Annotated in this window: 16 protein-coding genes; 5 read left to right on the plus strand and 11 right to left on the minus strand. The window is 71.4% G+C overall.

All coding sequences use genetic code 11. From position 1 onward, the window contains the following. Nucleotides 1–9 precede the first annotated feature (9 nt). The 7 genes from OOK40_RS06860 to OOK40_RS06890 form a co-directional block, all read right to left on the minus strand. On the minus strand, nt 10–1,497 hold the full coding sequence (locus OOK40_RS06860; RefSeq protein ID WP_266477348.1) for an NAD(P)/FAD-dependent oxidoreductase: 1,488 nt from the start codon (nt 1,495–1,497) through the stop codon (nt 10–12). A 48-nt stretch (nt 1,498–1,545) separates the two neighbouring features. Beyond that, nucleotides 1,546–2,166 carry a DUF4126 domain-containing protein gene (locus tag OOK40_RS06865; protein ID WP_266477350.1) on the minus strand — a complete coding sequence of 207 codons (621 nt, stop codon included), beginning with the start codon at nt 2,164–2,166 and terminating at the stop codon, nt 1,546–1,548. A gap of 322 nt (nt 2,167–2,488) precedes the next feature. Next, nucleotides 2,489–3,118 carry a TetR/AcrR family transcriptional regulator gene (locus OOK40_RS06870; RefSeq protein ID WP_266477352.1) on the minus strand — a complete coding sequence of 210 codons (630 nt, stop codon included), beginning with the start codon at nt 3,116–3,118 and terminating at the stop codon, nt 2,489–2,491. Between the two features lie 29 nt (nt 3,119–3,147). Continuing rightward, complete coding sequence (locus OOK40_RS06875) at nt 3,148–5,235, minus strand: YhgE/Pip domain-containing protein (protein ID WP_266477354.1); 2,088 nt, start codon at nt 5,233–5,235, stop codon at nt 3,148–3,150. Next, complete coding sequence (locus tag OOK40_RS06880) at nt 5,207–5,941, minus strand: ATP-binding cassette domain-containing protein (protein ID WP_266477355.1); 735 nt, start codon at nt 5,939–5,941, stop codon at nt 5,207–5,209. Before OOK40_RS06880 ends, OOK40_RS06875 begins: the two co-directional genes overlap by 29 nt. Before the next feature lie 77 nt (nt 5,942–6,018). Beyond that, on the minus strand, nt 6,019–6,981 hold the full coding sequence (locus OOK40_RS06885; RefSeq protein WP_266477356.1) for an MASE1 domain-containing protein: 963 nt from the start codon (nt 6,979–6,981) through the stop codon (nt 6,019–6,021). 54 nt (nt 6,982–7,035) lie between these two features. Next, the gene (locus OOK40_RS06890; protein WP_266477357.1) at nt 7,036–7,866 is read right to left on the minus strand and encodes a PP2C family protein-serine/threonine phosphatase; all 831 of its coding nucleotides are present in this window, start codon (nt 7,864–7,866) and stop codon (nt 7,036–7,038) included. Nucleotides 7,867–8,029: 163 nt separating this feature from the next. Between OOK40_RS06890 and OOK40_RS06895 the strand changes: the two genes are divergently transcribed. The 3 genes from OOK40_RS06895 (at nt 8,030) to OOK40_RS06905 (ending at nt 10,091) form a co-directional block, all read left to right on the plus strand. Next, the gene (locus tag OOK40_RS06895; protein WP_266477358.1) at nt 8,030–8,569 is read left to right on the plus strand and encodes an SAV_6107 family HEPN domain-containing protein; all 540 of its coding nucleotides are present in this window, start codon (nt 8,030–8,032) and stop codon (nt 8,567–8,569) included. Nucleotides 8,570–8,674: 105 nt separating this feature from the next. Further along, nucleotides 8,675–9,433: a methyltransferase gene (locus tag OOK40_RS06900; RefSeq protein ID WP_266477360.1), complete on the plus strand. Its 759-nt coding sequence runs from the start codon at nt 8,675–8,677 to the stop codon at nt 9,431–9,433. Between the two features lie 250 nt (nt 9,434–9,683). After that, nucleotides 9,684–10,091, plus strand: a complete 408-nt coding sequence (locus OOK40_RS06905) for a DUF3040 domain-containing protein (protein WP_266477362.1) — start codon at nt 9,684–9,686, stop codon at nt 10,089–10,091. Nucleotides 10,092–10,297: 206 nt separating this feature from the next. On the opposite strand, the gene OOK40_RS06910 is transcribed toward OOK40_RS06905, so the two are convergent. From OOK40_RS06910 to OOK40_RS06925, 4 genes are all read right to left on the minus strand, one after another. Further along, nucleotides 10,298–12,820: a DUF3488 and DUF4129 domain-containing transglutaminase family protein gene (locus OOK40_RS06910; protein WP_266477363.1), complete on the minus strand. Its 2,523-nt coding sequence runs from the start codon at nt 12,818–12,820 to the stop codon at nt 10,298–10,300. Continuing rightward, nucleotides 12,817–14,172 (minus strand): DUF58 domain-containing protein, encoded by a 1,356-nt coding sequence (locus OOK40_RS06915; RefSeq protein ID WP_266477364.1) that lies wholly within the window; start codon nt 14,170–14,172, stop codon nt 12,817–12,819. The genes OOK40_RS06910 and OOK40_RS06915 overlap by 4 nt, the downstream gene beginning before the upstream one ends. After that, complete coding sequence (locus OOK40_RS06920) at nt 14,172–15,218, minus strand: MoxR family ATPase (protein ID WP_266477365.1); 1,047 nt, start codon at nt 15,216–15,218, stop codon at nt 14,172–14,174. The genes OOK40_RS06915 and OOK40_RS06920 overlap by 1 nt, the downstream gene beginning before the upstream one ends. 199 nt (nt 15,219–15,417) lie before the next feature. Then, nucleotides 15,418–15,960, minus strand: a complete 543-nt coding sequence (locus tag OOK40_RS06925; protein ID WP_266477366.1) for a carbonic anhydrase — start codon at nt 15,958–15,960, stop codon at nt 15,418–15,420. Nucleotides 15,961–16,370: 410 nt separating this feature from the next. Here OOK40_RS06925 and rsmH point away from each other — a divergent pair, with 410 nt between their 5' ends. Both rsmH and OOK40_RS06935 read left to right on the plus strand, forming a co-directional pair. Continuing rightward, nucleotides 16,371–17,324: a 16S rRNA (cytosine(1402)-N(4))-methyltransferase RsmH gene (rsmH, locus tag OOK40_RS06930; RefSeq protein ID WP_266477367.1), complete on the plus strand. Its 954-nt coding sequence runs from the start codon at nt 16,371–16,373 to the stop codon at nt 17,322–17,324. A 50-nt stretch (nt 17,325–17,374) separates the two neighbouring features. Further along, nucleotides 17,375–17,869, plus strand: a complete 495-nt coding sequence (locus OOK40_RS06935; protein WP_266478972.1) for a septum formation initiator family protein — start codon at nt 17,375–17,377, stop codon at nt 17,867–17,869. The last annotated feature ends 3 nt before the right edge of the window (nt 17,870–17,872 follow it).

Here is a 17,872-nt window from a genome sequence, read left to right on the forward strand (position 1 = left end):
AGTGCGTCGTCACTGAGAGCCGCGGAAGCCCGCGCCCTCCACGATCAGACCGGCGACCAGCGCTCCCGACATTCCCGCGCGCGCGAGTCCGCCGCCGGGGTGCGCGTGGCCGCCCGCCAGATACAGGCCCGGCAGCCGGGTGCTGTTCGCCGGGTGCAGATACCGCCCACCGGCGCCCGCCAGCGCGGGCGCGAGCAGCGAACCCGTCTCGGCGGGCGTGAGGATCTGCTGCCACAGCACCCGGTCCCGTATCTCCGGAACGGCCGCGGCGGCGGCCTCGATCAGGGCGTCGGCGTACCGCTCGCGCAGCGCCGTGTCCGTCCAGTCGACCGCGCCGCCGTGTCCGGTGACCGTGGCCGTGAGGGTGACCGCCTCGTGCTCGTCGTCGGGAGTGGTCCGTGGATCGCCGGGCCGCAGCACGGTGACCGTGGGCCGCGCCTCGGTCCGTCCGCCGAAGACCGCAGCCGCTTCCGCCCCCGCGTCGGGGGAGTGCACCACCGTGCGGTGGACGGCCGATGCGGGGCGCGCCCCGCGCAGAGCGAGCAGCACCGTGAACCGGCCCGGCAACGGCTCGTCCCCAGTTCTCTTTTGGGGCTTTATGTCCTTGTCCCGCCACAGTCCAGGACCGACCAGCCCCGCGGCATCGACGCCGGCCACCACATGATCGGCCCCGGCGACCGCGCCACCGGCCAGCTCGACGCCGACCGCCCGGCCGTCCTTCTCCAGGACCCGCGTCACCTCGGACCCGAAGGCGAACTGCACCTTCCGGGCCGCACACCGCTCGTACACGGCTCGGGCCAGCTCACGCATCCCGCCCTCGACGTACCAGCTGCCGAAGGTCTGCTCCATGTACGGCAGCAGGGCGGCGCTCGCCGGAGCATGGCGTGGATCCAGGCCGTACGCCAGCGCGCAGGCGTCGAGCAGGGCCGCCAGCCGCGGGTCGGCCAGCTCCCAGGCACCGATCTCCGCGACCGTGGACGCCTGCCGGGCGCGCAGCATCCTGCGCTGCCGCAGCGCCGGATAGGGGTCGCGTCCCAGCACCTGCCAGTCGCCGCGCAGAGGCTCCTCCAGCAGCGGCCGCCTCGTGCGCTCCCAGGCGTCCCGCGCCCGGCCCAGAAACTCGCCCCACCGCTCGCCCGCGCCCGAGCCCAGCGCCTCGTCCAGCGCGGAGACGATTCCGGCCCGTGAGGCGTTCGGCAAGGACACCGCCGCGCCGTCCGCGAAGATGTGACGGCTCGACGGGTCCACCTGGACCAGCCCCACGCACTGCTCCAGCGGCTCCTTGCCGGTCTTGACGAACAAGTCCCGCCAGACGGCGGGCAGATGGAGCAGACCCGGACCGGTGTCGAAGACGAAGCCCTCGCGCTCGTACCGGCCCACCGCGCCGCCGTACGTCTCCGAGCGCTCGTACACCGTCACCCGGTGGCCTGCCACGGCCAGCCGGGCGGCAGCCGCCATGGCGCCCATCCCGGCGCCGATCACCGCAATCCGTCCCATGTCGGCGACCCTATCGGCCGCCACTGACAGCCGGTCCGGGCGGCCCGGTCACCACGGCGGTCTGTCGACCCCTGCCGCTGCCGTCGGCCGTCTCTCCACCCGCCGCTGCGCCCGGCGCCGCCAGAACCGGCGGATCCGCGAGGCCAGGAAGACCACTGTCACCATGCCGAGCGCGAGCAACGTCCCGGCGATGACCGCTGCCGCCACCGGATGGAATATCGCGAAGGTGATGATCCCGGCGACGCCCAGATCCTCCGCCGTGCTCACCGCGATATTGCTGAACGGCTCGGGCGAGGCGTTGATCGCCATCCTGCTGCCGGCCTTGACCAGATGGCTCATCAGCGCGGTCGAGCCGCCGACCGCCCCCGCCGCGAGCTCCGGCAGCGAGCCGCTCTCCCCGGCCAGCAGCGCGGCCACGACCGCTCCCGCGACCGGCCGGACCACGGTGTGCACGGAGTCCCATATCGAGTCGACGTACGGGATCTTGTCCGCCACCGCCTCGCAGAGAAAGAGCACCCCGGCGACGATCAGGACATCCGTGCGCTGAAGCGACGCGGGCACCTCGTCGGTGAGCCCGGCCGCGCCGAAGACGCCCAACAGGAGGACCACCGCATAGGCGTTGATCCCGCTGGCCCAGCCGCTGGTGAAGACGAGAGGGAGTACGGACACGGACGCGATCGTAGCCAGTCGCCGCGCTCCGCGGGTGGGGATGAGTGCGCAGGGCTGAGTATCCGTACCTAGTAGGTGAGATGAGTACGCGCGCGGATGGGGTGTCACCTGCGCAGACGGAAGAGTGGGGACCACGGAGGGGGCGCGGCGCCGGCACCGCCGACACGGGGCGGCGGAACGGCGCGGCTCCCCTGGCGGATCGGGGGAGTACGGGGGAGTACGGGGACGTGGGGGGAACACCGCCGGTACGGCGGGGCTCGGGGGGATCGAGCCTCGCCGGACCGGCGCTTTTCTGTCTCTGTGCTCGTGCTTGCGCCGGGCCTCAGCGACCGCTGACGCGGCCGTGCAGCAGCCGCGACAGGGCGGAGTGCACATCGTCTATCGACCGCTCGGGCTGGAACGCCTGCCAGTCGAGCGCGGCCACCAGCACCATCCCGACGAGCGCGGCCGCCGTCAGCGGAATGTCGATCTCTTCGCTCAACTCGCCGTTCTCGACGGCCTCCCGCAGCACTGTCTCGACGACGGCGACTGCCTGCTGGCGTACGACGAGAAGTGTCGACTGCCAGGCCCGGTTGGTACGCCACAGTTCGGCGACGTACAGCTGGGTGAAGGCCGGATAGCGGTCTATGAAGACCAGACCGGCCCTGATCATCGCGTCCAGCGCCTCGACCTTGGTGCCGCCGCGTTCCGCCGTCTCGTCGGCGGCGGACTGGAGCGAGGCGGTGAGCAGGCCGACGCCGTACCGCAGCAGCTCCTCGAAGAGCTCGGTCTTGCTTTTGAAGTTGTAGTAGACCGTGCCCTTGGCGACCCCGGCGCGTTCGGCGATCTCGTCCACCGTGGTTGCGGAGAAACCCTGCTCGGCGATGAGCGTCACCGCTGCCTCGTAGAGTTTCGCCCGGGTCGCCCGGCGTCTTGTGCTGGTGCTGTCCTTGGCGTCCATGGCGTCGTCCATGGAATCGATTCTCACAGGTCCGCGCGTTCTCACAGGCTCAGCTCGGGGTGCAGCCGGTCGAGCGTCCACACCTGCTTGCGCCGGGCGGAGACCGCGGTCAGCGCGAGCGCGCCCGCGGTGAAGGCGATCAGCACCGCGCAGGCCTGCCAGACCGGGCCGAGACCGCCGCCGGTGATGAGCCTGCGCAGCGCATCGACGACGTAACTCATCGGGAGGAAGGGGTGAATGGCATTGAAGAACCCCGGGCTGGTCTGGACGGGGTAGGTGCCGCCCGCCGAGGTCAGCTGCAGCATCAGCACCGCCAGGACGAGGATGCGGCCCGCGGCCCCGAAGCGTGCGTTCAGCCACTGGATGATCGCGGCGAAGCAGCAGGTGACGATGGCGAGGAAGCCGATGGTCCCGGCCGCGTACGCCATCTTCAGGCCAAGACCCCAGTGCAGTACGGACATCAGTGCCGCCACCTGCGCCAGACCGATCGCGGCGACGGGCAGCCAGCCGGCCACCGCGATCCGCCAGGCGGAGGCGCCCGCGGCGAGGGCCCGCCGGTTCAGCGGCTGGATGATCATGTACGCGACCATCGCGCCCACCCAGAGGGAGAGCGGGATGAAGTACGGGGCGAAGCCGGTGCCGTAGTTGGGCGCCTTGTGCAGCGACTGGTTGGCGAGCTTCACCGGGTCGGCCATCACCTCGGTGCGGCGGTCGCGGTCGTTCTTGCCGTAGTCGGGGATCTTGTCGACGCCGTCGTTGAGTCCGCCGGCCAGCTCGGTCGAACCGTCGGCGAGCTTGAACATGCCGCCGTCGAGCTTGCCCGCGCCCGTCTTGAGCCTGCCGACACCGGTGTCGAGATCAGTGGAGCCGCTCTTGGCGCTGCTCAGCCCGGTGTGCAGCTTGTCTGCGCCCTGAGCGACCTTCTTCGCACCCGAGTTGAGGTCGTTGATCTTGCCGACGGCGGACTCCAGGTCCTCGTCGAGGCGCGGTGAGCGCTTGGCGAGATCGTTCGCCTTCTTCTGCAGATCGGCGAGTTGGCGGTCGAGCTTCTTCAGATCGCCGCTGTTGCCCTTCACCAGCGCGTTGACGTCGTCGGCGATCTTGGCGACATCGGCCGCGGTGACCTTGGCCCGCTTGAGGGCGGGGCAGAAGGCGGGGTCGGGGAGGAGGGCGTCCTCGCAGTGCGCCTTGTAGATGGCGCTCAGCTCGTCGGCCGACTTGTGGGCCAGGGCCGCGGCGCCGGGGGCCGTCTTCACGAGGATGTCGAGGTTGTGGCGTATCGCCTGGGAGGAGTCGGCGACCAGGCGGGCCGCGTCCCCGATCGCCTTGCCGTTGTCCTTGAGGTACGGGCGCACGTCGGCGGCCACCCCGTTGACCTTGTCGGCGAGCGCCTGGGTGCCGTCGGAGACCTGCTGGGAGCCGGTCTCGAGATCGCTCGCGCCCTTGTTCAGCTTGGCCAGGCCGCCGGCCAGCCTGCCACTGCCGTTCTTGGCGTCCTTCAGCCCGTCCGCGAGATCCTTGGAGCCCTTCTTCGCCTTGCCGATCCCGCCCTTGAGCTGGTCGGCGCCCTTCGCCGCCTTCTCGGTGGCGTCGTGGATGCCGGAGAAGGAGATGAAGATCCGGTCGAGGAAGGTGCGGGAGGCGTTGACGGAGGCGGCGGTGCGGACCTCGGAGAAGACCGTCCGTGAGATCTGCCCGACGATGTAGTTGTTGGCGTCGTTCGTACGGACCTGAAGGGCGCCGGTCTCGGGGGAGTCGCCGGAGCTGGAGGCGATGCGCGCGCTGAAGTCCTCGGGCATGGTCAGCGAGAGGTAGTACGCGCCGTCCTCGACGCCCTTGCGGGCCTCGGTCTCGCTCACCTCGTGCCACTCGAAGACCTTGCTCTCGCGCAGGCCCTTGGTGATCTCGTCGCCCGCGGCGATCTTCTTGCCGGAGGCGCTGGCACCCTTGTCGTCGTTGACGAGCGCGACGGGGATCTTGTCGAGCTGTCCGTACGGATCCCAGAAGGACCACAGGTACAGCGCGCCGTACAGCAACGGCAGCAGCAGGACCGCGACGAGCGCGGCGCGCGGCAGCTTCCCCCTGCCGAACCGCTTCAGCTCAAGCGCGGCCAGTTTCGGCGAGCGCATCGGCCGCCCCCTCCTCGTTCGTGCGGATGATGGTCGTGTCCTTGGGCGCCTGGCTGCACACGGCAAGGACCGTCGTGCCCGCGTCGGCGACGGAGCGCAGCAGCTTCCATGCCTCGGCCCGGTCGGTGTCGGAGAGCTTGAGGTCGGTGTCGTCCACGGCGAGCAGCCGGGGCCGGCCGATCAGCGCGAGGGCGACGGACAGGCGCAGCGCCTCCAGCCGCTCCAGATCGCGTACGGCGGTGCGCTTCTCCTTGGGGAGCGTTGCCAGGTCGAGCCCGGCCGCCTCCAGCGCCTCGTCGACACGGCTGCGGGCCGCGGCCAGGCGCTCGGCCCGCGGCCGCAGCAGGGCGCGCAGCGAGACGTCGAAACGGCGCTGCAGCAGGGCCCGTTCGCGCAGATGCTCGGCGACGGTCAGCGCCGGGTCGAGCTCGCTGACGCCCGGCACGTGGCCGAGCGCGCTGATGCGGCGTACGGCAGCCATCTTGCGCGGCAGGGCCAGGCCGCCGACCTGGGCATGGCCCTCGGCGGGGCGCATCCGTCCGGTGAGCGCGAGCAGCAGGCAGGTGCGGCCCGAGCCGGACGGGCCCTCGATCGCGATCAGCGAGCCGGGTTCCGCGTCGATGTTCACCGAGCGGAACGCCCAGCCGCGCGGTCCCTTGAGCCCGAAGTCCTCGGCGGTGACGGCCGCCCCGTGCGGGCTGTCCACGTACCCTCCCCCATTTTTGAACTGACTAGTCAGTTCAAAAACTACCTCCGATCCCTGACCGAAGCAAAACCGGCGGTTCACCGACCGGTCTGCGGCCCGTCACGGGGATCCATATGAGCCACCATCTCGGTGAGCTGTACGCAGAGCCGCTTGATCTCCTGATGGGTCTTGTTGCGCTCGGTGATGACCGCCGCGAGCAGCAGGGCGGTCAGTGCCGTGGCGCCGTTGAAAGCCTGCAGCGTGACCATGTTCTCGAGCAGGTCGTGATGGGCGAACGGGCCGGACTCGCGGGCCGCGGCGAGGATCGCCAGCGTCATCACCAGCAGTGCACACGGCGCCGCACCGGTCAGCTGGAAGCGGAACGCCGCCCAGATCAGGAACGGGAAGACGAGAAAGAGCAGGGCCGAACTGTTCGTACCCGTAGCCAGAATCGTCACGAAGAGCGTGCCGAGGAGCAGGGCCGACGCCTCGATCCAGCGGCCGATCCCGGCGTCGCCCGGCCACCGGGCCCGGCGCAGGGCGAGCAGGAACGGAGTGACGGCAAGCACCCCCATTGCGTCACCGGTCCACCACACCGACCACGTCGGCCAGAAGTCGTCCGCATCCAGCGCCCCGGAGAGCACCAGCACCCCGCTGCCCACGGTCGAGCTGATCAGCATTCCGGCCAGTGCACCCAGGAAGATCAGCGCCAGCCCGTCCCGCAGCCGGTCCAGCTCGGTGCGGAAGTCCGCCCGCCGCAGCATCGCGTACGCGCCGAGCGGGGCCAGCGTGTTGCCGGCGACGATGCCCAGCACCGCGAGCGGGGTGGGGCCGATGGACACATTGACGAGGAAGGCGCCGAGCGCGATGCCCGGCCAGATCCGCGGGCCGAGGAGGAGCAGACCGGCGAGGGCCACGCCGGTCGGCGGCCACAGGGGCGTGACCTGACCGCGTACCAGCTGCTGCAGAAGCCCGAGCCGGGCGGACCCGTAATAGACGGCGGCGACAGCGAGGATCCGCAGCGCAGGAGGTCCATAGCGGCCGATCTCCGCAGTGCGCATCACAGCAGTCTGCGCTCCCCCCAAGGCTGTGGCGAGTCAGACGGGGCAGACCGGTCACCCGGGCCCCCGCGGGCCGTCGTAGCGGACGACGAGCACGGCGGCGTCGTCGCTGTGACCCGTCCGGTCGGCCACCTTGATGACGGTGGCGGCCAGCACGTCGGGGTCGGCGTCGAAGCCCACCTTGACCAGCCGGGCCACCTCGGCCAGTCCGGCCTCCATCGGATAGGTCGGTCCTTCGACGACCCCGTCGGTGAGCAGGACGAGGACTCCTGGCTCGGTGAGCCGTCGGTGTGTCACCGGATAGAGCTCGCCCGGCAGGACACCCAGGGGCGGGCCTCCCCGGTCGAGGGCGATGCCCGAGCGGCCGCTCGCCGTGGCCCAGATCATCGGGACGTGGCCCGCCCTGGACACCGTGAGGTCGCTGCCGACCGGGTCGAAACGAAGGAAGCAGCAGGTCGCGAACAAGCCGCCGCCCATGGAGATCAGCAGGTTGTTGGCGCGGCCGAGCACCTCGCGCGGATCGCTCGTCGTCTCGGCGATGGCGCGCAGGCTGGTGCGGACCTGCCCCATGAACGCGATGGCTTCCACGTCGTGGCCCTGTACATCGCCGATCGCGAGGCCGAGCGACCCGTCCATCATCACGAAGGCGTCGTACCAGTCGCCGCCCACGTCGAGACCGTCCCGCGAGGGCGCGTACCGGGCGGCGATGCGCAGGCCGGGTAGGACCGGAAGCGCGGGCGGGAGCATATGGCGCTGCAGGGCCATGGCCAGCTCTACCCGGGCCCGCTGCAGCTTGATCTGCGCCAGGGCCTGGTCGACGAGCCGGCCGAGGGTGATCAGCAGATGCTGCCCATCGTCGGGCGGGTCGGCGCGATGTCCGCGCATGGTTGCTCCGGGGGCTGGCCGCAGAACTCCTGACTTCACCTTAGCCGTCGGCCCCGCCCCCGTCCCCACAGAGAACAAGCAGGTCAGAGCCGATTGTCAGTGGCCCCCCTCACGATGGACACATACGGCCACAGTGCCGTCACACGACGACAGGAGGTTCGTCATGGCCAGCTCCTACGCAGCAGCCGCACACCGGCGCCGCGCCACCGGCCCTGCCCCCTCACTGACCGGACCGGCGAACGACGTGCATCCCGTCCTGCGGCGGGCATCGGCACCGCCCGCCGCCCTCGACCTGCTCGCCCAGGCCCGTACGGGACTGGACGAGGCCACCACTCTCCACACGCCGAACGAGCGGTACGCCACGGCCCATCTGGCCGCCCTGCGCACCGCGGCCGCGGTCCTCGCCGCCCGCGGCCGGCCCGAGACCAGCACCCGCCGGCGGCAGCGGATCCGAAGCGCCTGGGAAGTCCTGCCCGAGATAGCGCCCGAACTGACCGAGTGGAGCGCCCTGTTCGCCTCGGGCGCCCGGCGCAGGGCGCGCGCGGAGGCGGGGATACAGGGCGCGGCCAGCGCCCGCGACGCCGACGACCTGCTCCGTGACGCGGCCATGTTTCTGCGCCTGGTCGAGCGGATGCTGGTGCTCCAGCCCGTGCTGCCCCAGCCGCGAATCGAGCAGCCGGGGACGGGGGACGCCGTGGGGTGAGACAACGGACCGGCAGAGGCCGGGGGCGGTCGGCGAAGGCAATAGGGTGGTCTGCGTCTTCACCGTAGAACCGCCCGAGTACAACCGCCCGAGGAGTCAACTGCCGTGTCGGACCCGATGCGCCCCCGCGCCTCCCTCCGTACCGCCGTGGTCTGGGACGTCCTCAAGGACGCCCTCGACCGCCGGGCCAAGGCGAGGGGGACGGATGCCCTGGACGTCCTCGACACCGGCGGCGGCAGCGGCTACTTCGCGGTGCCCGTGGCTCAGCTCGGGCACCGCGTCACCGTGGTCGACCCGAGCCCCAACGCGCTCTTCGCGCTGGAGCGCCGCGCCGCCGAAGCCGGTGTGGCCGACCGGGTCCGCGGCGTCCAGGGCGATATCCACGGCCTGTTCGACGTCGTCGAGCGCGGCGGCTACGACGTGGTGCTGTGCCACGGAGTCCTGGAGTACGTGGACGACCCGGCCGAGGGCGTACGCAACGCCGTGGACGCGCTCCGGTCCTCCGGCGCCATCAGCCTGCTGGCCGCCGGAATGGGGGGCGCCGTCCTGGCCAGGGCACTCGCCGGGCACTTCACCGAGGCACGCCAGGCGCTCTCCGACCCCGCCGGACGCTGGGGCGCCGGTGACCCGGTGCCGCGGCGCTTCACGGCCGAGCAGCTCGCCGAACTTGTCGCGGAGGCGGGCGTCGAGGTCGGCGCCGTGCACGGCGTCAGGGTCTTCGCCGACCTCGTCCCGGGCGTCCTGGTCGACACCGAGCCCGGAGCGCTCGACGCGCTGCTGAAGCTGGAGGCGGCCGCGGCCGAACTGCCCGCCTTCCACGCCGTCGCCACCCAGCTGCACGTACTGGGTGAGAAGCAGGGCTGATCAGCGGCGCAACCGCACATGGAGTACGCCACACACCACCCGATCGTGGCCTTCGCCCCGTATGATCGGGGGACACCATCCGGCATGACGGATCGGAGGTTGGGGAATCTACGCCTCAGCACCTGAGCCGCCATGGCGGCCCGGACTGGCGAATTGGGTTAGAGGGCGGGTTTCACGGGGGCGATTCCCTGCCTATCCTGAAAGGGCCGCATACCGGTCGCCCCCCGCGGCCGACGACTAGGAGGACTCCGTGCCGCTCTCGGAGCACGAGCAGCGAATGCTCGAGCAGATGGAGCGAGCGCTGTACGCCGAAGATCCCAAGTTCGCTACAGCGCTTGAGGGAAGCGGGCTGCGTACGTACACCCGACGACGGGTCTACCAAGCAGTCGCGGGCTTCCTGGTGGGTATCGCGCTCCTCATGGCCGGAATGGTCGCGCAGCAGATCTGGATCAGCGTGGTGGGTTTTCTCGTCATGCTCGGCTGTGCGGTTCTCGCGGTCACCGGATGGCGCAAGGCGCCCAAACCGGGTGAGCAGCAGACCCTGGGGGACACGGCAGCCACGGCTCGCCGTCGGCCCCGCCAGCGCCGGTCGATGATGCACCGGATCGAGGAGCGGTGGCAGCGCCGCCGCGACGAGCAGGGTGGCCAGGGCCGCTGAGCCGATCGGCGGCAGCAAGCGGAACACACGACATAAGGCTGAGGGGCGACGCGAGAACGCGTCGCCCCTCAGCCGTGTGTCGGCTCTCTCGCCTCAGCCCTGTGCCCGCCCACTCGCCCCGGCTCACCCGCAGATGGGCCCGGGCCATGGGGCCGGCCGGGCTTGCGCCGACCCCATGACACGACGGCCCGTTCGGGCCGAAGCCGTCAGCCCCGCTGCCGGGACGGCCGACGCAGGATGCCCGGCCACCTGTCCAGCAGCCCCCACCTGGTCACCGTCGCGCGCACGCCCCAGCGGTCCGTGAACGCCGTCCAGCGCGCCGAGAGGCCCCACACCACCCGGACGGTCGAGCGGGGCGCCAGGAGGGCCCGCAGACGGGTTCCTCGGCTCGCCGCTGCCCGCAGCCCGGCACGGACCTGCTGGGCGTCGTCCCCGAGCCCCGTGACCGGCCTGGGCTTCGGGGCGTAGAGCACCTGCTCCACCGCCCGGGCCACCCGGTGCACCGCGTCCGCCGGCTCGTCCTCCAGCTTGCCCAGCCGGACGATGCGGGCAGCCGCCTTCCGCGGCGTCTGCGACTCGTCGGGCAGGATGCCGTGGTCCCAGGCCAGGTCGGAGATCTCCTGCCAGGTCGCCAGCGTCCGGGCCGACTCCTCCGCGAGCGCGCGCTCGGCGTCGGCCGCCGGCCCGTCGGCGGTCTTCCGCAGCGAGACCAGCGCCGGATCCGCGGCGCCCGCGGGCGCCCGGCCGCCGGAGTGCAGCCGCCGTGCCCGCGTCCTGATCCGCCACAGCATCGGCAGCAGCGGCACCAGCACCAGCGCCACGACGCCCAGACCCAGACTCACCCAGGTACTCGCCGGGGTTCCCGGGTCGGTGGGCGGAGCGACCTCTTGCGGCGCGGCAGCACCGCAGTCACCGAGACGGCGCGCCTGCGGCGGGCAGTTGTCCGTCTCGGAGGGCGCGGTCGAGGGCTCCGCGGAGGCACTTCCCTCGGGCTCCGCCGGGGTGCTCGGCCCGCCGCTCGGCGACTGGGGCCGGGTGTAGTCGGGCGGGGTGCCCCGGCTGGGGGTCGGCTCGAACCGCGTCCACCCCACGCCCTCGAAGTACAGCTCCGGCCAGGCGTGGGCCTCCTGCAGACCGACGGACATGCTGCCGTCCGAGAGCGGGGATCCGGGGGTGAAGCCCACCGCGACGCGCGCGGGTATGCCGAGCGTCCTGGCCATGGCGGCCATCGAGAAGGAGAAGTGGATGCAGAAGCCCTCCTTCCGCTTCAGGAAGCGGCTTATCGCGCCGGCGCCCGTACCGGACTCCACCTGGGTGTCGTACCGGAAGCCGCCCGTGACGGCGAACCAGTCCTGGAGCTTGACCGCACGCTCGTAGTCGTTCGTGGCGCTCTTGGTCACGTTCTTCGCGATGTTCCTGACGTCGCCCGGCAGCGCGTCGGGGACCTTGGTGTACTCACTGAGCAGCTTGGCGGGGGCGCGCGGCGCCGAAGACAGCTGCTCCGCCGTCGGCTTCACCATCAGGCTGGTGACGGAGTACTGCGCGCCGCGGGTGTCCTGACCGCGGTCGCCGACCAGCGTCCGGCCCTCGGGCTCGAAACGCCAGCGTCCGTTGATCGCCACCTTGGTCGCCGGGTAGGGGAGCGGCAGCCAGCTCTGTTTGTACGAGCCTGCCGCCGAGACGTTCGTCTTGATCTCGGTGACCGCGACGGACGGACTCAGGCCCGGTGCCTGGGGAAGCTGATTCGGCACATCCGAGATGTCGCGCTGCGAGGTCTTCCACGCGGTCCCGTCGAACTGGTCCAGCGCGACGATCCGCAGATAGAGGTCCTTGGTCTGCGTCGTGTTGGTGCGATACCGGATGACCTCGCGGTCCTCGGGCTGGTTGAGGCTGTCCTGCAGCGAGACCAGCGGGTTCACCGCGGAGATCGTGCCGCCGCCCTGGCCGGAGCCGTTCCCGTTGCCCGCCCTGTCCAGCAGCCCGCCGTCCAGTGCGGGCAGCGCCGCCGGGACCACGAGCGCGACGCCCAGCGCGAGCGCGCCGATCCGGCGGCCCGTGCGGACCGGTGCCAGCGCCTGGGTGGCGCCCCCTGGGGGGACGTATCTGCCCGTCGTGGGGCCCTGTGCGGTCGCTGCACCGCCGAAGACCCGGCCCCACTGGGAAAGCCGGTCACGGCCCTCGGCCAGCAGGAGCACCAGATATCCGGTGGCCGCGAGCAGGAACCACAGCCAGCTCGCGCCGCCGCCGGACAGACCCGCGGCGACCGAGTACAGCGCGAGCAGGGGCAGTCCGGCCGGGGCCGCGCTCCGGAAGGTCACCGCGAGGGCGTCGACCGCGAGGCCGATCAGCAGCACACCGCCGAGCACCATCAGCCTGATGCCGTCGGTCGCCGGTGCCGGGATGGCGTACCGCCCGACGTCCTCGCCGCCCGCGTTCAGCAGCTCGCCGAATCGCTGGAAGGCATCGGGACCCGGGAGCACGCCGAGAATCGCCTGGCCCCGGGTGAAGAGCAGGGTGAGCAGCAACAGCAGGACAAGCGCCTGCACCGCCACCGTCAGCGGCCGGGCCAGCGGCACGCGCCGGGCCAGCGCCCCCACACCGCTCACGATGGCCAGCAGGAACACCGCCTGCAGCATCCAGCTGGCCGGTTCGATCAGCGGCAGCATCGCGCCCGCCGCCATCAGCGTGGCGGCGTAGGCGCACAGGGCCAGCCTTCCGCGACCGCTCATGACCAACCCCCAGAGAAACCGTTCGTACCGCTGCCGGAGGACTCGGTGCGCTCCCGGCCCGCCTGGCGCCACAGATCGGAGAGCTGCGCCCCGGGCGGCACGGCCAGCGCCGTCCAGCCTGCCTCGCGCAGCAGCCGCAGCCGGTCGTCGACCGCCCCCTCGATCGCGCCGCCCGTGACCCACGACCCGCTGTCCAGGACGAAGGCGACGGCGGCCCCGCTGCGCCGGCGCATGCGCGCGGCCAGGGTCGCCTGCTCCTCGTCGAGATCGCCGAAGAACGCGAGCAGCAGTCCTTCGTTCCCGCCGCGCAGCACGTCGTACGAGCGCGAGAGCCCGGCTCCGTCGGAGTGGTCGACGACGGCGAGCGTGTCCATCATCAGACCCGCGGAGTCCGCGGACTCCTGGGTCGAGCCGGCGAAGCCGTCGGCGCCCTCGGCGGGCACAGAGCTTCCGGTGTCCGTCAACAGCCGCACCGAGAAGCCCCGTTCCAGCATGTGCACCAGCGCGGAGGCCGCACCGGACACCGCCCACTCGAAGGCGGAGTCGGGACCGGCGCCCTCATAGGCGATGCGCCGGGTGTCGAGCAGCACCGTGCATCTGGCCCGCTGCGGCTGCTCTTCGCGGCGCACCATGAGCTCGCCGTAGCGCGCGGTGGAGCGCCAGTGGACCCGGCGCAGATCGTCGCCGTAGCGGTAGTTGCGCGGGATCACGTCGTCGTCACCGGCCAGCGCGAGCGAGCGGTGGCGGCCGTCGCCGTAGCCCGAGGACTCACCGGCGAGCCGCACGGCGGGCAGTGCCTCGGTCCGCGGGATGACGGTCAGCGTGTCGAAAGCGCTGAAGGAGCGGGTCAGCTCGCACATCCCGAACGGGTCGCTCAGCCGCAGCTGGAGCGGGCCGAGCGGATAGCGCCCGCGCAGATCCGAGCGGACCCGGTACGACACCTCGCGCCGCCCGCCCGCCTCCACCCGGTCCAGTACGAACCGGGGCCGAGGCCCCAGCACGTACGGCACATGGTCCTGGAGCATCAGCAGCCCGGTGGGCAGCCGCGAGACGTTGTCCATTCGCAGATGCACGCGTGCCTCGGAGCCGGCGGGCACGCGCGCGGGCGAGAGCCGCCGGCTGCCCGCCACCCGGTAGCGGGTGCGGTACAGCACGGCGACGCAGACCAGCGGCAGCACCGCGAGCAGCAGTCCGACGCGCAGCAGATCACCCTGTCCGAGGACATACGCGCACACCGCGGCGGCTATGCCCGCCGCGAGGAAGGAACGGCCGCGCGTCGTCAGTCCGCCCAGGGCCGCCCGCAGTCCGCCCGTGTCCTTGCCTTCCGTGGCGGCGGGGCCCCCGGCCGACATCACAGCCGCCGGGCGCCGGGCTGCTGGCCGTAGAGCGGCGGCTGGGGCTGCCGGCCCGCGACATAGGAGGTCTCGGCGCCGCCGGACGTGGGCACGGGGATGCGCTGCATGATCTCCAGTACGACCTGCTCCGCCGTACGCCGGTTCAACTGGGCCTGAGCGGTGGGCAGCAGGCGGTGCGCAAGCACCTGGACCGCCAGCGCCTGGATGTCGTCCGGCAGGGCGTAGTCACGGCCGCTGAGCGCGGCCGAGGCCTTCGCCGCCCGCAGCAGATGCAGCGTGGCGCGCGGCGAGGCGCCGAGTCTGAGATCCGGGTGGCTGCGGGTGGCCGCCACCAGCTCCACCGCGTACCGCCGCACGGAGTCGGCGACATGGACCGTACGCACCGCGTCGATGAGCTTCACGATGTCGTGGGCGTGTGCCACCGGCTGCAGATCGTCGAGCGGCGAGGCGCCGCCGTGCACATCGAGCATCTGGAGCTCGGCGTCCGCGCTGGGGTACCCGATGGACACGCGCGCCATGAAGCGGTCGCGCTGCGCCTCGGGCAGCGGGTAGGTGCCCTCCATCTCCACCGGGTTCTGGGTGGCCACCACCATGAAGGGGCTTGGCAGTTCGTACGTCTTGCCGTCGATGGTGACCTGGCGCTCCTCCATCGACTCCAGCAGCGCCGACTGCGTCTTGGGCGACGCGCGGTTGATCTCGTCGCCGATCACGATCTGGGCGAAGATCGCGCCCGGCTTGAACTCGAAGTCACGCCGCTGCTGGTCGAAGATCGACACACCGGTGATGTCGGACGGCAGCAGGTCCGGCGTGAACTGGATGCGCCGCACCGAACAGTCGATGGACCGTGCCAGAGCCTTGGCCAGCATCGTCTTGCCCACGCCCGGCACATCCTCGATGAGCAGATGCCCCTCGGCGAGCAGCACGGTCAGCGAAAGCCGTACGACCTCAGGCTTGCCCTCGATCACACCCTCCACCGACCGGCGCACCCGCTCCGCTGTGGTGGTCAGATCTGTGAGGCTCGCTCGATCGTCATAGGTCGTCACCCGGCCCTCCTCGGCCCGTTCTACGGGCCGGCGCCTTTCAGACGGCCCGGCCCACCCCGAATCACGGACACCAGCTCCGGAAGGTTCCGGAAGGTGTCACACCCGCATTCTTGTTGCCGTTACCGCGTCGTGTCACTCGCCTGTGGATAAAGGAGTGGGAATTGTCGGAGTTGCCGCATTTCTCCGGGTGTCCTGCTGGTCACACAGCGGGGTCGATCTCCCTCAGCAGCCCGTTCGTCACATCGAAGACGAAGCCGCGGACGTCGTCGGTGTGCGGCAGGAACGGCGAGGTGCGCACCCGCTGCATCGACTGACGTACATCCTGGTCGACATCCCGGAAGGCCTCCACCGCCCACGGCGGACGCTGCCCCACCTCGTCCTCCAGCTCGTGGCGGAAGTCCTCCGTGAGGCTCTCCAGGCCACAGTTCGTGTGGTGGATGAGTATGACGCTGCGGGTGCCGAGCGCCCGCTGGCTGATGGTCAGCGAGCGGATCACATCGTCCGTGACCACGCCGCCGGCGTTGCGGATCGTATGACAGTCGCCCAGCTCCAGGCCGAGCGCGTCGTGCAGGTCGAGCCGGGCGTCCATGCAGGCGACGACGGCCACGCGCAGTACGGGGCGCGCGTCCATCCCGGGGTCCTGGAAACCGGCGGCGTAGCGCAGGTTCGCCTCGACGAGGCGGTCGGTGACCGTGCCACGGGGAAGCGCTGCTTCTGCGGGGTGGTGCGCGGAAGTCGACATGAGGACGACGGTAATGCGCACAGACGGCCGAAGCCCGCTGTGAGGGGGGACAAAGAACATCAATGAGCCTTGTTGTGAGCTAACCCACAGGTGTGATGCGGACCCGCCCGTACGGGTGAAGTGTCCGCGTCCGCGACGCGTCTCCAGGTGCCGCGCGCCACGCGCCATCCGGTTGATTGACCGGGAGGACGCGTGGACTAAAGTGACGCGCAGTTCACGGACACATCCTGCACATTTCCATTTTTCTCCCCGCGTGTGCGGCGTACGTACGGCCCTTCTGAGCGGGCGGGGACCCGGCAGTACGTACACCCCGCGCCGGACCTGAGAGGGCGCATGAGCGAGCGCAGCGAGCGAATCATAAGCAGCCGTGCGCCTGGCGAATGTCGCCCCGAGCCCTGCGAGGGGCGCGCATGAGCCAGACCCGACACGTCCCGGTGATGCTCCAGCGGTGCCTGGACCTGTTGGCCCCGGCCCTGCAGATGCCGGGCGCGGTGGTGGTCGACTGCACCCTGGGGCTCGGCGGACACAGCGAGGCTCTGCTCACGCAGTTCCCCGAGGCACGCCTGGTCGCGCTCGACCGCGACACCGAAGCGCTGCGGCTGTCGGCCGAGCGGCTCGCCCCCTTCGGCGACCGGGCCACCCTGGTGCATGCCGTCTACGACGAGCTGCCGCAGGTCCTTGAGCGGCTGGGGATCCCCCGCGTCCAGGGCATTTTGTTCGACCTCGGCGTCTCCTCGATGCAGCTCGACGAGGCCGACCGCGGATTCGCGTACGCCCAGGACGCCCCGCTCGACATGCGCATGGACCAGACGACCGGCGTCAGCGCGGCCGAGGTCCTCAACACCTACCCGCCCGGTGAGCTGGTGCGGATCCTGCGCATGTACGGCGAGGAGAAGCAGGCCAAGCGGATCGTCTCGGCAGTCGTACGGGAACGCGAGAAGGAGCCCTTCACCAACAGCGCCCGGCTCGTCGAGCTGATCCGCGACGCGCTGCCGCAGGCCGCCAAGCGCACCGGCGGCAACCCCGCCAAGCGCACCTTCCAGGCCCTGCGCATCGAGGTGAACGGCGAGCTGACCGTCCTGGAGCACGCGATCCCGGCGGCCGTCAAAGCGCTCGCCGTCGGCGGCCGTATCGCCGTCCTGTCCTACCACTCGCTGGAGGACCGGCTGGTCAAGCACGTCTTCGCGGCCGGAGCGGCCAATACGGCGCCACCCGGACTGCCGGTCGTCCCCGAGGAGTACCAGCCCCGGCTCAAGCTGCTGACCCGCGGTGCGGAGCTCCCCACCGAGCAGGAGGTCGCCGAGAACCGCCGTGCGGCGCCCGCGCGCTTCAGGGGAGCGCAGCGCATCCGGGAGGACGTGTGAACTCAGCGGCCAAGCAGCTGAAGGGGCGGGCCGCGCGGCTCGCCAGGCTGATGCCGTCGGGGCCGAGCACCGCCGCCCGTACTCCCTTCGTCCTGCTGGTCGTCGTGCTCCTCGGCGGCGGCCTGATCTCGCTGCTGCTGCTGAACTCCGCCCTCAACCAAGGCTCGTTCAAGCTGAGCGAGCTGAAGCGGAAGACCACCGAACTCACCGACGAGCAGCAGGCGCTGCAGCGGGACGTGGACAACCGCTCCGCCCCCGGCGCGCTGGAGCGCAGGGCCCGTGAGCTGGGCATGGTGCCGGGCGGCAGTCCGGCCTTCCTCGATCCGGACGGCACGGTACGCGGCGTTCCGGGCGAAGCCACCGCCCTGCCGTCCCCCGCCCCGTCGCCGATGGAGATCCGCAAGCCGGTGCTCCCGTCTCCCTCGCCCACGGCATCCCCGGCCCCGGCCCCGGCCACGGCCCCTGCGCCCGCGCCCAGCACCGGCCCGACGACTGAGCCGTCGCCCCCGTCCGTGAAGCCGACCCCGACGACCCCCGGCAGGTGACGC

Origin of the sequence: Streptomyces sp. NBC_01481, from assembly GCF_026339995.1 — a bacterium.
Taxonomy (GTDB): Bacteria; Actinomycetota; Actinomycetes; order Streptomycetales; family Streptomycetaceae; genus Streptomyces.

Bases quoted from the DNA above. Each gene is read 5' to 3' on its own strand.
- OOK40_RS06910 (WP_266477363.1), bottom strand. From the start codon at position 12,820: ATGAGCGGTCGCGGAAGGCTGGCCCTGTGCGCCTACGCCGCCACGCTG.
- OOK40_RS06890 (WP_266477357.1), bottom strand. From the start codon at position 7,866: ATGCGCGGACATCGCGCCGACCCGCCCGACGATGGGCAGCATCTGCTG.
- OOK40_RS06885 (WP_266477356.1), bottom strand. From the start codon at position 6,981: ATGCGCACTGCGGAGATCGGCCGCTATGGACCTCCTGCGCTGCGGATC.
- OOK40_RS06875 (WP_266477354.1), bottom strand. From the start codon at position 5,235: ATGCGCTCGCCGAAACTGGCCGCGCTTGAGCTGAAGCGGTTCGGCAGG.
- OOK40_RS06870 (WP_266477352.1), bottom strand. From the start codon at position 3,118: ATGGACGACGCCATGGACGCCAAGGACAGCACCAGCACAAGACGCCGG.
- OOK40_RS06935 (WP_266478972.1), top strand. From the start codon at position 17,375: ATGCCGTCGGGGCCGAGCACCGCCGCCCGTACTCCCTTCGTCCTGCTG.
- OOK40_RS06915 (WP_266477364.1), bottom strand. From the start codon at position 14,172: ATGTCGGCCGGGGGCCCCGCCGCCACGGAAGGCAAGGACACGGGCGGA.
- rsmH (WP_266477367.1), top strand. From the start codon at position 16,371: ATGAGCCAGACCCGACACGTCCCGGTGATGCTCCAGCGGTGCCTGGAC.
- OOK40_RS06860 (WP_266477348.1), bottom strand. From the start codon at position 1,497: ATGGGACGGATTGCGGTGATCGGCGCCGGGATGGGCGCCATGGCGGCT.
- OOK40_RS06895 (WP_266477358.1), top strand. From the start codon at position 8,030: ATGGCCAGCTCCTACGCAGCAGCCGCACACCGGCGCCGCGCCACCGGC.
- OOK40_RS06925 (WP_266477366.1), bottom strand. From the start codon at position 15,960: ATGTCGACTTCCGCGCACCACCCCGCAGAAGCAGCGCTTCCCCGTGGC.